Origin of the sequence: Pectobacterium versatile, from assembly GCF_003932035.1 — a bacterium.
Lineage (GTDB): Bacteria > Pseudomonadota > Gammaproteobacteria > Enterobacterales > Enterobacteriaceae > Pectobacterium > Pectobacterium versatile.
On sequence record NZ_CP034276.1, the window covers coordinates 201,649 to 216,133 of the forward strand.

At 50.7% G+C, this 14,485-nt stretch carries 15 protein-coding genes; 10 read left to right on the top strand and 5 right to left on the bottom strand.

The window, feature by feature from the left end; genetic code table 11:
• Positions 1–142: 142 nt before the first annotated feature.
• Genes rfaC through rfaD form a run of 3 tightly spaced genes read right to left on the bottom strand, consistent with a single transcriptional unit; the run spans position 143 to position 3,116 of the window.
• Entirely contained in the window at positions 143–1,114 is a 972-nt protein-coding gene (gene rfaC, locus EIP93_RS00915) for a lipopolysaccharide heptosyltransferase RfaC (RefSeq protein WP_125232149.1), read from the bottom strand.
• Positions 1,111–2,160 (bottom strand): ADP-heptose--LPS heptosyltransferase RfaF, encoded by a 1,050-nt coding sequence (gene rfaF, locus EIP93_RS00920; RefSeq protein ID WP_125232150.1) that lies wholly within the window; start codon positions 2,158–2,160, stop codon positions 1,111–1,113. The genes rfaC and rfaF overlap by 4 nt, the downstream gene beginning before the upstream one ends.
• A 23-nt stretch (positions 2,161–2,183) precedes the next feature.
• The gene (gene rfaD, locus EIP93_RS00925; RefSeq protein WP_010300769.1) at positions 2,184–3,116 is read right to left on the bottom strand and encodes an ADP-glyceromanno-heptose 6-epimerase; all 933 of its coding nucleotides are present in this window, start codon (positions 3,114–3,116) and stop codon (positions 2,184–2,186) included.
• Positions 3,117–3,358: 242 nt separating this feature from the next.
• Between rfaD and EIP93_RS00930 the strand changes: the two genes are divergently transcribed.
• Both EIP93_RS00930 and tdh read left to right on the top strand, forming a co-directional pair.
• Positions 3,359–4,555 (top strand): glycine C-acetyltransferase, encoded by a 1,197-nt coding sequence (locus EIP93_RS00930; protein WP_116362163.1) that lies wholly within the window; start codon positions 3,359–3,361, stop codon positions 4,553–4,555.
• 10 nt (positions 4,556–4,565) lie between these two features.
• Positions 4,566–5,597: an L-threonine 3-dehydrogenase gene (gene tdh / locus EIP93_RS00935; protein ID WP_116362162.1), complete on the top strand. Its 1,032-nt coding sequence runs from the start codon at positions 4,566–4,568 to the stop codon at positions 5,595–5,597.
• 44 nt (positions 5,598–5,641) lie between these two features.
• Here tdh and EIP93_RS00940 read toward each other — a convergent pair whose 3' ends face one another.
• Positions 5,642–6,589, bottom strand: coding sequence for a divergent polysaccharide deacetylase family protein (locus tag EIP93_RS00940; protein ID WP_116362161.1), 948 nt, complete (start codon positions 6,587–6,589; stop codon positions 5,642–5,644).
• A gap of 2 nt (positions 6,590–6,591) precedes the next feature.
• Positions 6,592–7,893: a murein hydrolase activator EnvC gene (gene envC / locus EIP93_RS00945; RefSeq protein ID WP_103862766.1), complete on the bottom strand. Its 1,302-nt coding sequence runs from the start codon at positions 7,891–7,893 to the stop codon at positions 6,592–6,594.
• Between the two features lie 245 nt (positions 7,894–8,138).
• On the opposite strand from envC, the gene EIP93_RS00950 reads away from it, so the two are divergent.
• The 8 genes from EIP93_RS00950 to EIP93_RS00985 all read left to right on the top strand — a co-directional run bounded on the left by EIP93_RS00950 (position 8,139) and on the right by EIP93_RS00985 (position 14,313).
• Positions 8,139–8,570: a rhodanese-like domain-containing protein gene (locus EIP93_RS00950; protein ID WP_039310321.1), complete on the top strand. Its 432-nt coding sequence runs from the start codon at positions 8,139–8,141 to the stop codon at positions 8,568–8,570.
• 222 nt (positions 8,571–8,792) lie between these two features.
• Positions 8,793–9,263, top strand: a complete 471-nt coding sequence (secB, locus tag EIP93_RS00955; RefSeq protein WP_010283737.1) for a protein-export chaperone SecB — start codon at positions 8,793–8,795, stop codon at positions 9,261–9,263.
• Positions 9,263–10,282: an NAD(P)H-dependent glycerol-3-phosphate dehydrogenase gene (gpsA, locus tag EIP93_RS00960; RefSeq protein WP_010300792.1), complete on the top strand. Its 1,020-nt coding sequence runs from the start codon at positions 9,263–9,265 to the stop codon at positions 10,280–10,282. Before secB ends, gpsA begins: the two co-directional genes overlap by 1 nt.
• A 268-nt stretch (positions 10,283–10,550) precedes the next feature.
• Positions 10,551–11,372, top strand: a complete 822-nt coding sequence (gene cysE / locus EIP93_RS00965) for a serine O-acetyltransferase (protein ID WP_039364143.1) — start codon at positions 10,551–10,553, stop codon at positions 11,370–11,372.
• Between the two features lie 306 nt (positions 11,373–11,678).
• Entirely contained in the window at positions 11,679–12,332 is a 654-nt protein-coding gene (pagP, locus tag EIP93_RS00970) for a lipid IV(A) palmitoyltransferase PagP (RefSeq protein ID WP_125232151.1), read from the top strand.
• Between the two features lie 435 nt (positions 12,333–12,767).
• Positions 12,768–13,247, top strand: coding sequence for an Hcp family type VI secretion system effector (locus EIP93_RS00975; RefSeq protein WP_103862765.1), 480 nt, complete (start codon positions 12,768–12,770; stop codon positions 13,245–13,247).
• A 16-nt stretch (positions 13,248–13,263) separates the two neighbouring features.
• A complete protein-coding gene (locus tag EIP93_RS00980) occupies positions 13,264–13,980 on the top strand; it encodes a hypothetical protein (RefSeq protein WP_103862764.1) in 717 nt (238 codons plus the stop codon).
• Positions 13,981–14,313, top strand: coding sequence for a DUF2645 family protein (locus EIP93_RS00985; RefSeq protein WP_125232152.1), 333 nt, complete (start codon positions 13,981–13,983; stop codon positions 14,311–14,313).
• Positions 14,314–14,485: the final 172 nt, after the last annotated feature.

Below are 14,485 nucleotides of genomic sequence, written 5' to 3' on the forward strand. Positions count from 1 at the left end.
TTGTCACTCACCCGAATCACTTACCTGAGTAAGCTCATCGGGATTCCTTCTCTTGCCGCATTACGAGGCTCATAATGAGCCTCGCCCTGGCGGGCCAACGCTTTGCGTTGTTCAAACGTTAACGTTTGTCCTGAAACTCGAATTATTTAGTGTATATCAGCTTCTCTAATTTCTGATGGACGGGGCTAGCGGGAATAGTCTCCATTTTCTGGCTTTCAGACATTTCCACCACCTGATTCATCCCGTAGCCGCCAATCAGCCCTGGGTCGGTTGGTCCGTATAAGGTGATATTTGGACGATCCAGCGCTGCCGTCAGGTGGCTAAGCCCAGTATCGACGGAAACGACGGCTTTGGCGCCAGCTAATACCTCGGCAACCTGTTGCAGTGTGAGGCGTGGTAAGACGTCAACATGCGGAAAGCCTTCGGCTAGCCGTAATGCACGCTGGTGCTCATGCTCCGCTCCCCAGGGAAGTTTGATGTGTAATCCACTCGGTGCTAATAGGGCAATCAGCTCACGCCAGTGCGCTTCCGGCCAGTGTTTTTCATCGCGCGTTGTGGCGTGGAGAAACACCAGATAGCGATTGGCGTCTGCGGGCGACAGGGATAGGAAGCGTGAGGCAATTGCATAATCGCCACGCTCGGTGGGTTTCCGATAGCTCAGGCTGGCGGCAAACAGCTCCCGCACGCGCTCGACAGCATGTTGTCGGCGGCTTATTGGGTGGCGATAGTTATAAAACCAGCTTGCCAGCGGCTCGCGCGCGCTTTTGCAATCCAATCCGTGTTTCTTTCCGTTGGCGAGTCGCGTCACCAGCAGCGCGCTTTTAATCAGCCCTTGCGCATCAATAACCGCATCATAGCGGTGCTGGCGTAGCTGGCGTGTAAATTCCGCACGTTCCTGACGCACCGGGGCGCTGAACCAGCTTTTGCGCCAGCGGCGTATTGCGACGGGAATGACGCGAGAAACTGCCGGGTGCCAACTGGGAACTTGCGCGAAACCTTCTTCAACCACCCAGTCGAACTGGATACCGGGAATAGCCTGCATTGCGTCGGTCAGGGCTGGCAAGGTGTGCAGCACATCGCCCATCGACGATGTTTTCACAATCAGCACCCTCATGCGTCCGCTCCCAGAATGAGATACTTATCCAGTGCGCTGAGCACGCGCTCGGGCTGAATGTCGATCAAACTTTGGTGATAACCCTGTTCAGCATCCCCTTTGCGCACCCGGTGATAGCCGGTAATCAGTCGAATCACCTCGGCCTGATGGGACAGCGGCGGGGTAAAATCAGGGCTACTTGGACCGTAAAGTGCGACCAGCGGACGATGAAGTGCCGCAGCAACGTGCATGAGTCCAGAGTCATTGCTGACGACGGCGTGGCAGGCGGCAATGAGCACCACCGCTTGTTCCAGCGAGGTTTTTCCCGCCAGATTAGCGCAATGCTGCCGTGCGTCTTCCGTCAATCCTTGAAGGATGTCGTCGCAGGCCGAACGGTCATTGGCCGAGCCGAACAGCGCTATCTGGTAGCCGCGTTCAATCAGTGATTGTGCTAGCGCAGCATAGTGATAATGCGGCCAGCGTTTGGCAGGACCGAATTCGGCACCGGGGCAAAAACCGATGATGGGGCGCGCATCGCTGAGGTTAAACGCCTGCGTCATGTCCGCAATTTCGGTCTGATTGACCTGTAACTGTGGCCACAGTAATGGCTGCGGTAAGTCCTCGGCCCGACGAATACGGCTACGATCGTAGGCTAACGCGGCGTAGCGCTGAACCATCAGCGGAAATGCGGCTTTATCCAGCACGCGTACGTCGTTCAGCAGCCCGTAACGCATTTCGCCACGCCAGCCTGTACGCTGCGGAATGTTGGCAAAGAAAGGGACCAGTGCGGATTTAAAGGAGTTGGGCAGCACATAAGCGCGGTCATAGCCCGCATCGCGCAGTGATACGCCAAGACGGCGACGTTCGCCTAGCTCAAGTGCGCCGTGACCTAGTGGCATAGCTAACGCCTGATTGACTTCCGGCATCCGTGCCAGCAGCGGACGGCACCAGGCTGGCGCCATCACGTCAATGACCGCTTCCGGGTGTTCAGCCTTCAACGTGCGATAAAGGCTGTGCGACATCATCATATCGCCGACCCAGGAAGGGCCGATGACCAAAATTTTCATACCGTTTATGAATCCTTATCCGATTAAACGGTACGGTTCAGCCAGGCCATATATTCCGCCACGCCTTCGGCGACGGTTTTGAACGGCTTGTCATAGCCTGCGGCACGCAAATTGGTGAGATCGGCTTGTGTATAAGCCTGATAGCGGCCTTTCAGCTTCTCAGGGAACTCGATGTATTCCACGCTGCCTTTCTGATGGAAGGCGAGGGTGGCATCGGCGACAGCCTGGAAGGATTCGGCGCGACCGGTACCGCAGTTGAAGATGCCAGAAACACCGTTTTGCCAGAACCACAGGTTGACGGCTGCGACATCACCGACGTAGATAAAGTCACGTTGGAAGTTCTCGCTACCGGAGAACAGCTTCGGATTTTCACCCTGATTAATCTGGTTGTTCAGATGGAACGCGACGCTCGCCATGCTGCCTTTGTGGCCTTCGCGTGGTCCGTAGACGTTGAAATAGCGGAAGCCGCAGATCTGCGATTCAGCTTCTGGGAGAATTTCACGCACGTACTGATCGAACAGGAACTTGGAGTAGCCATAGACGTTCAGCGGCTGCTCGTATTGACGCGCTTCGATAAAGTTATCGTTACGACCGCCGTAGGTCGCGGCAGACGAGGCATACAGGAACGGAATGTTGCGATCGAGGCAATAGTGCAGCACGTCTTTAGAATACTGATAGTTGTTATCCATCATGTACTTGCCATCCCACTCGGTGGTGGAAGAGCAAGCACCTTCATGGAATACGGCATCAATATCGCCCAGATCGTCGCCTGCAACGATGCTGGCGATGAAATCTTCTTTATCCACGTAGTCTGCGATATCCAGATCGACCAGATTGGCGAACTTGGTGCCGTCTTTCAGGTTATCGACAACCAGAATGTCCCGATAGCCGATGTCATTCAGAGATTTTACGATATTGCTGCCGATAAAACCGGCACCACCAGTAACGATAATCATGGGCGCGACCTTTATTAATCTTGCCGGTGAGGCACCGCGCCCCACACTGTTTATGACCGCTATAATAGCATTTCATTTTACCGCAAGCAGCCAGAGCTTAATTTATCCCGTGTTGCTCCCGCGTTTTTAAGATGATTCAGGCCGTGACGAAGCCAGCATTTTCAGACTGTTTACCCCGCATTTCTGCCCACATCCGCTAGCTTAAAAACCATAAAGCGATCTTTTTATGGGAGAGTCACGCTATGCCTGCCGCGTTTTATCAACAACTTACTACACAAATCATGGCCGCACGTACCGAGGGAGTGTTCAAGGAGGAACGCATCATTACCTCTGCGCAGCAGGCTGAAATCGAGGTGATGGACAGCGACCGCCTGCTCAATTTCTGTGCCAATAATTATCTTGGTCTGGCGGACAGCCCCGAGCTGATTGCCGCTGCAAAAGCTGGATTGGACAGCCACGGTTTTGGTATGGCTTCGGTGCGCTTCATCTGTGGAACGCAGGATATCCACAAACAGCTGGAGCGTAAGTTGGCGGATTTTCTGGGCATGGACGACGCAATTCTCTATTCCTCCTGTTTTGATGCTAACGGAGGACTGTTTGAAACGCTGATGGGGCCGGAGGATGCGATTATTTCCGATGCGCTCAATCATGCCTCAATCATCGACGGTATTCGGCTATCGAAGGCGCGACGTTACCGCTATGCCAATAACGATATGAGCCAGTTGGAAGCGCAACTGCAACTGGCCCGAGCGGAAGGGGCAAGGCACGTCATGATCGCCACCGACGGCGTTTTCTCGATGGATGGTGTGATTGCCGATTTGCAGGGGATTTGCGATCTGGCGGATCGTTATGATGCGTTAGTGATGGTGGATGATTCCCACGCGGTAGGATTTGTCGGTGAACAAGGGCGCGGGACGCATGAACGCTGCGGGGTGATGGGTCGCGTCGATATCATCACTGGGACGTTAGGCAAGGCGCTGGGGGGCGCATCGGGCGGTTATACGGCGGGCAAGCATGAGGTGATCGACTGGCTGCGCCAGCGCTCTCGACCCTATCTTTTTTCCAACTCACTCGCCCCTGCTATTGTCACCGCATCGCTCAGGGTATTAGACCTGCTGGAACAGGGCGGTGAACGGCGTGAGCGTCTGTGGGCAAATGCCCGTCTGTTCCGTGAAAAGATGACAGCCGCAGGGTTCACGCTGGCGGGGGCCGATCACGCCATTATTCCCGTCATGTTGGGGGAAGCGCAGCTGGCACAGGATTTTGCGCAGGCGCTACAGCGGGAAGGTGTTTATGTCGCAGGCTTTTTCTATCCTGTTGTCCCCCTCGGTCAGGCGCGTATTCGTACCCAAATGTCGGCCGCCCATACGCCGCAGCAAATCGAATTCGCCGTCGAGGCTTTTATCCGCGTGGGTAAACGTCTGGGTGTGATCATCTGAGGAAACCATCATGAAAGCATTGGCAAAACTGCGGCCGGAAGAAGGCATCTGGATGGTGGACTCGCCCACGCCGGAACTCGGGCATAACGACATCATGATTAAAATCCGCAAAAGCGCGATTTGCGGAACGGATGTGCATATTTATAACTGGGACGAATGGTCGCAGAAGACCATTCCCGTTCCGATGGTCGTCGGGCATGAGTACGTGGGTGAAATTGTCGCTATCGGCCAAGAAGTGAACGGTTTTCATATTGGCGATCGTGTCTCTGGCGAAGGGCATATTACCTGCGGCTACTGTCGTAACTGCCGTGCCGGGCGACGTCATTTATGCCGTAATGCCATCGGCGTCGGGGTAAACCGCCCTGGTTCATTCGCGGAATACCTAGTGATTCCTGCCTACAACGCGTTTCGCATTCCTGACAACATTTCTGACGAGCTAGCCGCGATTTTCGATCCTTTTGGTAACGCGGTGCACACCGCACTGTCCTTCGATCTCGTGGGGGAAGACGTGTTGATCGCCGGCGCGGGGCCGATAGGCATGATGGCGGCGGCGGTATGCCGTCATGTGGGTGTAAGGAATGTCGTGATTACTGATGTGAATGCGTACCGTCTGGATCTCGCCCGTAAAATGGGGGCGACGCGCGCCGTCAATGTGGCGCAGGAAAATCTGGCGGACGTGATGATAGATTTGGGCATGACCGAGGGGTTTGATATTGGGCTGGAGATGTCGGGCGCGCCATCAGCCTTTCGCGCCATGCTGAAAGCGATGAATCACGGTGGACGCATTGCCATGCTGGGCATTCCGCATGAGCCGATGTCGATTGACTGGGGGGACGTGATTTTTAAAGGACTGTTTATCAAAGGCATCTATGGACGGGAAATGTTCGAAACCTGGTACAAAATGTCGGCGCTGATTCAGTCTGGATTAGATTTGTCACCGATTATCACCCACCGCTTCCACATTGATGAGTTTCAGAAAGGGTTCGATGCCATGCGTTCGGGTCAGTCGGGCAAGGTTATTCTCAATTGGGATGAGTCATAACCTTGCCGTGGCGCGCGATGGCAAAGGGGAACGCGCCTCTGATATTACGGCTGTTTGTGTGTTTCGGTCTCGGCTGGCTCAATCCAGGTCTGCCAGCGGTGCTTGATAAACATTACCGGCGCGCTTTCCCGAATGCTGCTACTCACCAGCTTGAAGAACACATCGTTCTTCACCGGTTCCGGCGGCTGTTTGACCTGACATTGCTGTATACCGCGGAACGGATTACGCGGTTTGACTGGCTGCTGCGGCTGAGGCTCATACTGCCGCATCGGCTCATTAAGCAACTGGCTGGGGCGGACTAAGACAATATCGGCATCCAACGTGGGCAACATCTGCTGTAAGACGCGGATGGTTGAAGGATGTGGGTGCCCGATAGCGATGGCGGAACCGCTGCGGCGAGCGATTTGCACCGCGCGGGTAAACTGTTTGCGAATCTCGGCTTCGTTTTGCGAATCATCCAGAAAGACTTTGCGTTTGATGACTTTGACGTTCGTTCCTGCCGCGGCCTGGCTCGATTGGCTGCTGCCAATGGTCATGCTATCGAGGAAATAGAGCTGGTAGGCGCTCAGCGCCTGCATGACTTTTTGCATGCCGGGCAGGCTGGCGGTCATCGCGCTGCCCATATGGTTGTTCAACCCCACGGCGTAAGGCACGTTATTGACCGACTGGCGAATAATGCGCTGAATTTCGTCGCTGCTCATGTCTGGGCGTAGCGTATCGCGCTCCAGCGGCTGCTTGCTCATCGGTGCCATCGGCAGATGGATCAGCACTTCTCGCCCTTGCTGGTGGGCTTTGGTTGCCATTTCACGGGCGTACGGCGCGTTGGGTAATACCGCGACGGAAATCGCTGTTGGCATCGCCAGAATCTGGTTCTCATTATGTGGACGATAGCCGAAATCATCGATGACGATGGAAAGTTTTCCGGCCAGCGCCAAAGGAGACAGGGCGAGCAGACTCAACGCCAATAACGGTGTTTTGGTTAAATAAGACAAGACTATCTTCCCAGCCAAGGTTGTGGATTGACCGCCTGACCCTGACGACGGATTTCAAAATACAGTCCAGGCTGGCTCTGCCCGCCGCTGGTGCCGACCAACGCAATAGATTGTCCGGCTTTGACCTGAGCGCCAACGGAAACCAAAGCGCTCTGGTTATAGCCGTACAGGCTCATATCGCCTTTACCATGCTGCACAACAACGACCAACCCGTAACCCTGTAGCCAGTCGGCCATCAGTACGGTTCCGTCGGCGATCGCCTTCACTTCCGTCCCTTCCGGTGCGGTAATCACCATGCCCTTCCAGCGCAGCTCACCCTGTAACGGTTCACCGAAGCGGTGCTCGATGCGGCCGTTAACTGGCCAGATGGCTTGACCAGAAGGTCGCCCTAAACCGCCGGTTCGGGCCATAAGTGAACGTTCACCTTCAGTGGGTTTGTAGCTGCTGCCGCTGCGTTTGGCCTGTTCTTCTTTAGCGCGAACCTTGGCAGCCTCGCGCGCCTCCCGTTCAGCACGGGCTTTTGCTTCTCGCTCAGCACGGGCGATTTGATCGCGCAACCGGGTTTCATTCTGGCGCAGTTCCGTCAACTGCTGCTGATCTTTTTCCAGCGAGCTTTCCAGCGTCGACAGCGTTTTCTTCCGATCGGACTGTGCCTGCTCCAGCGTCTGCTGTTGCTGCTGTTGGTCGCTCAGCAGCGTTTTTTGCTGCGTCTGCTTTTGTTCCAACTGGCGTTTTTGGTCAGCCAGCTCCACACGCGTTTGCTGCAATTCGTTGATGGATTTCTGCCGTGCTTCATTCAGGTAGCCGAAGTAGGCGAGAATGCGCTCGTTACGCTGGCTTTCTTCTCCGCTCAGCATTAATTGCAGTGCGCTGTGCTGACCTTGCCGGAAGGCCGCGTCAAGCTGACGGGAAAGCAGCGTTTGTTGCTTATCCTGCTGAGATTGCAGTTTTGCTATAGAGGCGCTGAGGCTGGTTAATTCTTTATTGAGCGTGGACAGCGTATTGCGCGTTTCATGCAACTGACGACTGGCCTGAGAGATGGACTGCTCCTGCTTTTTCAACTGCTGAACTAAGGTACCACGCTGCTTTTGCTGTTCTTGAACGCTTTTTTCTTTTGCGGCGATATCTTGTTGCAGGGTCTTAAGCTGTGCCTGATTATCGTCCGCTTGGCCGAGTGCGGGCAACAGCAAAACGCCAACGCAGAGTGCGCTGACGCAGCGGGTGAGCAGCCTTTGTAATGCGGATAAATGGCGATCGGCGCTACATGCCACTCGACTCTGTACAAATAACGCGTTTTTACTCATAGCGGTGAATTATTCCACGATGAACAGCGGCTTACCAGTTGTCTCTTGTCTGATTTCTATTTCCAGACGTGACAAGCATGGCACAAAGGTGGACGTCTGGGCGCATCAATATAGAGATAAATGGAAAGCTCGCCGCAGATTCGATACGCTATATTGGCTTACTGGCTGTAATTGCCGTATCGCGCAGGTATACTCAGGAACCTTATATTTTTGTTGCTTAACTGATCCGGGAGTCGTTACACCCCATGCAAGAGATTATGCCATTCGTTAGCAAGAACCCTATTTTGAGCATCGCCTGGGTTGCGCTGTTGGTTGCGGTAATTGTACTTACTGTGAAGAGTAAACTGTCGAACGTAAAAGAAGTGGTTCGCGGTGAAGCGATCCGACTGATTAATAAAGAAGATGCTGTCATCGTTGATATCCGTAACCGTGACGACTATCGCCGTGGCCATATTGCCAACGCATTTAACCTGTTGCCGAACGACATTAAAAACGGCAGCGTAGGTGAACTTGAAAAACATAAGTCGCAGCCGATTATCGTGGTATGCGCCAACGGTCTCTCTTCACGTGAAGTGGCCGAGAATTTGCACAAAGCTGGTTTTGAGCGTGTGCAGGTACTGAAAGACGGCCTGGCTGGCTGGAGCGGTGAGAATCTGCCTTTAGTCCGCGGCAAATAAAACGGTTTGTGGTAAAACTATCCGCATCGTGCCATGTGTGTAGATCATACACAGCGAAAATGGCGGCGATTTTGCAGGATAATCGACAGGCTGATTGCAGTACTAAATTGATTGCAAATACTACAGTGATTGCAGTATGACAATGACAGAAATGTACTGACGTCCGCCCACTTATGACGACGGAAGACGTCAAGAAAATCTAACAAAAGGGTATTACTTAACATGTCTGAACAAAACAACACAGAAATGGCTTTCCAAATCCAGCGTATCTACACCAAAGATATCTCTTTTGAAGCGCCGAATGCGCCTCAGGTGTTCCAGCAGGAATGGCAGCCAGAAGTAAAACTGGATCTGGATACGGCTTCTAGCCAACTGGCTGATGACATCTATGAAGTCGTACTGCGTGTGACCGTAACGGCTTCTCTGGGTGAAGAAACTGCATTTCTGTGTGAAGTTCAACAAGGTGGTATCTTTACCGTTGGCGGTATCGAAGGAACTCAACTGGCGCATTGTCTGGGTGCATATTGCCCGAACATTCTGTTCCCTTACGCGCGTGAGTGCATCACCAGCCTGGTTTCTCGCGGTACCTTCCCGCAACTGAACCTGGCGCCAGTTAACTTTGATGCACTGTTCATGAATTACCTGCAACAGCAGACCGAAGGTGAAGGTGCTGCGCAGCCTCAGGATGCCTGATGAACGCGTCTGACGCTTCAATGACCGTCATCGGTGCCGGCTCGTACGGCACCGCGTTGGCCATTACGCTGGCGCGTAATGGCCATCGAGTCGTGCTGTGGGGCCACAACCCTACCCACATTCAGGCGTTACAGGCCGCTCGCTGTAATCAGGCATTCCTGCCTGATGTGCCTTTCCCCGATTCGCTACAGCTGGAAACCAATCTGGCGCAGGCGCTTGCTGCCAGCAGAAACGTGCTGGTCGTTGTGCCGAGCCATGTGTTCGGTGATGTTCTGCGTCAGTTGAAACCTCATTTGCGTGCCGATGCGCGTATCGTGTGGGCGACCAAAGGGCTGGAAGCGGAAACGGGACGCTTGTTGCAAGATGTCGCACGCGAAGCGCTGGGCGAAACTATCCCGCTTGCAGTGGTCTCTGGCCCGACATTTGCCAAAGAATTAGCCGCTGGCATGCCGACGGCTATTGCTCTGGCATCAACAGACAGTGAATTTGCTGACGACCTGCAACGATTGCTGCACTGTGGGAAGAGCTTCCGCGTTTACAGCAACCCTGATTTTATCGGCGTGCAGCTGGGCGGCGCGGTGAAAAACGTCATTGCTATCGGTGCCGGGATGTCTGACGGCATTGGATTTGGTGCGAATGCACGTACTGCGCTGATCACCCGAGGGCTGGCGGAAATGACCCGGCTTGGCGCGGCGTTGGGTGCAGATCCCACTACCTTCATGGGGATGGCAGGGCTTGGCGATCTGGTGCTGACTTGTACTGATAATCAGTCCCGTAACCGGCGCTTCGGCATGATGCTGGGGCAGGGAATGGATGTACAGAGCGCGCAGGATAGCATTGGTCAGGTTGTTGAAGGGTACCGCAATACAAAAGAGGTTCTGGCATTAGCGCAGCGCTACGGCGTTGAAATGCCGATTACTGAGCAACTCTGGCAGGTGCTGTATTGTGGGAAAGACGCCCGAGAGGCGGCGCTGAGCCTATTAGGGCGCACGCGTAAAGACGAAACCGCCAAGTTATAAAACACGTCGTTCTATGCTCTAAATAATTCGAGTTTCATGCAGGCGGCAAGGGAAGGAATCCCGATGAGCTTACTCAGGTAAGTGATTCGGGTGAGTGACCGAAAGCCAACGTACATGCAACTTGAAGTATGACGAGCATATGCTGAGCTTCCTAATCTGGGAGGCTCATAGTATCTTCATTTTCTTGTATACGAGCGGTGGTGCTAATAAGCCTGCCGTTTGAGAACAGATATACGTTGTGGTGTGTGGAATCTCGGAGAGTAAGGCAATGTCGACAGAAGAACTGGAACTGGTGTGGACCAATATCAAGGCAGAAGCGCGCAGTCTCGCGGACTGTGAACCGATGCTGGCCAGCTTTTTTCATGCCACATTGCTAAAGCACGAGAATTTGGGCAGCGCACTGAGCTACATGCTGGCGAATAAGTTAGCCAATTCGATCATGCCCGCAATCGCCATTCGTGAAGTCGTGGAAGAAGCCTATCGTGCCGATCCGCAGATGATCGTTTCTGCCGCGCGCGATATTCAGGCCGTCTGCCTGCGCGATCCGGCGGTGGATAAATATTCTACGCCGCTGCTCTACCTGAAAGGGTTTCATGCATTACAGGCTTATCGTATTGGTCACTGGCTTTGGTCGCAGGATCGTAAAGCGCTGGCGGTCTATTTCCAGAACCAGATCTCGGTTTCTTTCGGTGTCGATATTCACCCTGCGGCGAGAATCGGCTGCGGGATCATGCTCGATCACGCAACAGGCATTGTGATCGGTGAAACGGCCGTCGTTGAAAACGATGTCTCTATTCTGCAATCCGTGACGCTGGGCGGTACGGGTAAAACGAGCGGCGATCGCCACCCTAAAATTCGTGAAGGCGTGATGATTGGCGCGGGCGCTAAAATTTTGGGGAACATTGAGGTGGGCTGTGGCGCGAAAATTGGTGCCGGGTCTGTCGTGTTGCAATCGGTTCCTCCACACACGACGGCGGCAGGGGTTCCTGCTCGTATCGTTGGTCGCCCAGAAAGCGATAAACCCGCTATGGACATGGATCAGTATTTCAACGGGATCAATCGCGGCTTCGAATATGGCGATGGTATCTAATCCCACTGCATAGGCGATTCATCGTTCTTGCTATCTCTCTGATACGGGTTCCAACCAGAATATAAACCGCCGATAAATAAGGTGGTTTTTTGTTATTTCAGCTAGGAAACGTCTGAAAGCGGCACGGAATTCACTATCTATTTAAGCAAAGTTGCTGTTTATCCCTTCATAATAGGCTGTTTTGGTTTCCCGCCTATATGGGCAGATTACGTAAACTGAACTATATATTTTGGTAACAATCAAAATAGTTTTGTTTGGATCACCTTTGTTTGAATGGAATCGTGACGCTGTTACAGAGAACCTTATATGTATTTGAAGCGAATTTTAATCACGCTAAGTTTGATTACACTATCCGTTGTCCCTTTTTTGAGCTACGCAGCAGAAAGCATAAATAATGTGGGGACAAATAACACGAGCAGCACGACAAACCTCGCGCCCGCTACGGCTGATTCCAATGATTCGGCGTCGGATAAGCAGGATGAAAGCTGGTGGCAGAGAAGTAAAAATAATCTGTCTACGACCTGGAATTCGCCACAGAGTCACGATATTTATATCCCGACGATCACTTGGCATAACCGCTGGACGTACGATAAAGAAAAGACCGACAAATATAATGAAAGGCCTTGGGGCGCGGGCTACGGTGTTTCCCGTCTGGATAAGGATGGTGACTGGCACGGGCTTTATATCATGGCATTCAAAGACTCCTATAACAAATGGGAGCCTATCGGTGGCTACGGTTATGAAAAGCGCTGGCGACCGATCAGCGATCAGGATTTTCAACTGGGTCTGGGTTTTACGGCTGGCGTAACGATGCGTGATAACTGGAACTACATTCCGATTCCAGTCTTGTTGCCTATGGCATCAATAAGTTACAGCAAGCTCTCTTTCCAGGCGACTTACATTCCCGGAACATACAATAACGGTAATGTTTTCTTTGCCTGGTTTAGATGGCAGATTTAATGGCCTTTGCATCTCTGAATATTTTGATGCAGAGAAGGAAAATCTAATATAAATTTTCAACGATCCCATATTTTTGGGATCGTTGCTGCTGTGTTAGTGAACCGTATATCGGTGATGTATATTGATGCGAGGAGCTATACCACTCCTCCCAACACTTCTCTAACTATTTATATTCGATGATACTATTCACGTATTAATTATAATACTTATGCATTGATTTTTTTACGCCAATGAAATTATAATCAGAAATTGATTTTAATTTTTAAAATGAAATATATATCAGACTGAAAATTAATATCATTAGTATTAATGCGGTTTTTATAACCTATAGGAATATAAAATAAATTTTATACGAGAATAGTTAACGTATTCCTGTTACTGCTTATATTGATATTCTTACGATCTCATGGATTAAATTAGATAAAGGGATTTTATATGGCGAATAATATTTACTTAACGTTAACGGGTAATCAACAGGGAAAAATCTCTGCTGAGTGTGGCACTGTTGATTCGATTGGAAATAAGTATCAGATCGGGCATAGAGACCAAATATTTGTGTTGCAATTTGATCACGCTATCAGCCGAAACCAAAACATTAGTCATCAGCCAATCACGTTTTGTAAGCCCATCGATAAGTCCTCTCCGCTTTTGGGAAATGCTATCTCAAACAATGAAAAGCTCGAACTTTTGTTCGATTTTTACCGCACGGCGCAGACTGGTACACAGGAGAAATATTATTCTGTCAAACTCATTGGGGCTGTTATAAGGAGCATTGCTGTTTCCTATCCACATGCTTTGACCCATGCAGAGAACCAGCCAGAAGAAATGATATCTGTTGCGTATCAAAGCATAGATTGGCAACACCACATCGCTGGAACTGGTGGTTATAGTTTATGGGAAGAGCAAGTGTACTAATATAAAAGGTACGGTTATGACAAACGATATTATCGTACGAAATAAATTTTGTGATATTTCTAAGATTAGATTTAGAAAATGGGATGAGATTGACGTTCTTTTCTGGAAGTTTGGCAAAAATAATCCTGAAATGAAGAGTGGAGGATATTATTTAAACGCATATAAAGATGCCTATATTCAGTACAACAAAGAAAGAATAATAAAGTATGCTAATCAGGCTGGCATTCTTCCTGAGTTACTCGGTAGTGTTGCGTGGATTGAGTCAGGTGGAATGCCAGAAGAATATAAATTTCAGGTTTTTGAGATAAAACGGATCTTGAGATTAAAGTCATCCCCTGAAAGTAAAACTTCTTTTGGTTCTGTTGCTATGCAAATTCAAGTCGCTGCCAAGACCTTAGGGTTAAACCCTGATACTTTGACAACGCGAGATCAGCTTGAATTAGCTACTTGTCTGATGGAGGATGATTTTAACCTCTGGATTGTTGCTCAGCACCTAAGAGATATGATCCTCTATGATTATCCGGATGTAGCAACGCTTTACTTGAATGACGAACAGTACATGATGGCGGGAGTTCGTTACAACCGAGGTATACAAAGAAAATTGAGTGAGTTTATTCATTTTATTGATGCTAAGCCTGAACGTGGCTCTGTAGAATTCGACTACATTTCTTATGGAGTACGGCTACTACAGATTAGAAACCATGTAAGAAAACTGCTGGGACTTAATACCTGAATGAACATAAGTAAGGCAAAGATCGTCGATGCTATCTCTATGGCGGGGTATTTTGTATTCGCCTATTTTGCGCTGGAATTACTTTCGATCAGTAAATATGACTGGATGATGGAGTCGGGAGACTCTATCTGTAGCATTCCTCATCAGTCTCTCAGTAACCGTACCTTACAGGCGGGTGTGGCGGCTTTATTTTTGCTAACGCCCTTGCTCATTGCCTTATTACGTAATATTTACATGAAAAATATATATAAAACAGGATATTACACGATTGGGGTGCTGTACATTACTCTGTATGGTGGGTGGCTTTTCTTTGGTCGCTTTGCTTTATGCTAATTGCCGAATTCCGGCAAAATGATCTGATGTCATTGTAATTAAGGACTATTAAAAAACACTGTTTAATATCCTTACAAATTCAGGGTAATAGCGATTTACTCTCAAAGGATAAATGTATGAGTATCTGCTGTTTTCATTTGTTTGCTATTTAATCTAATGTAAACCATATTGA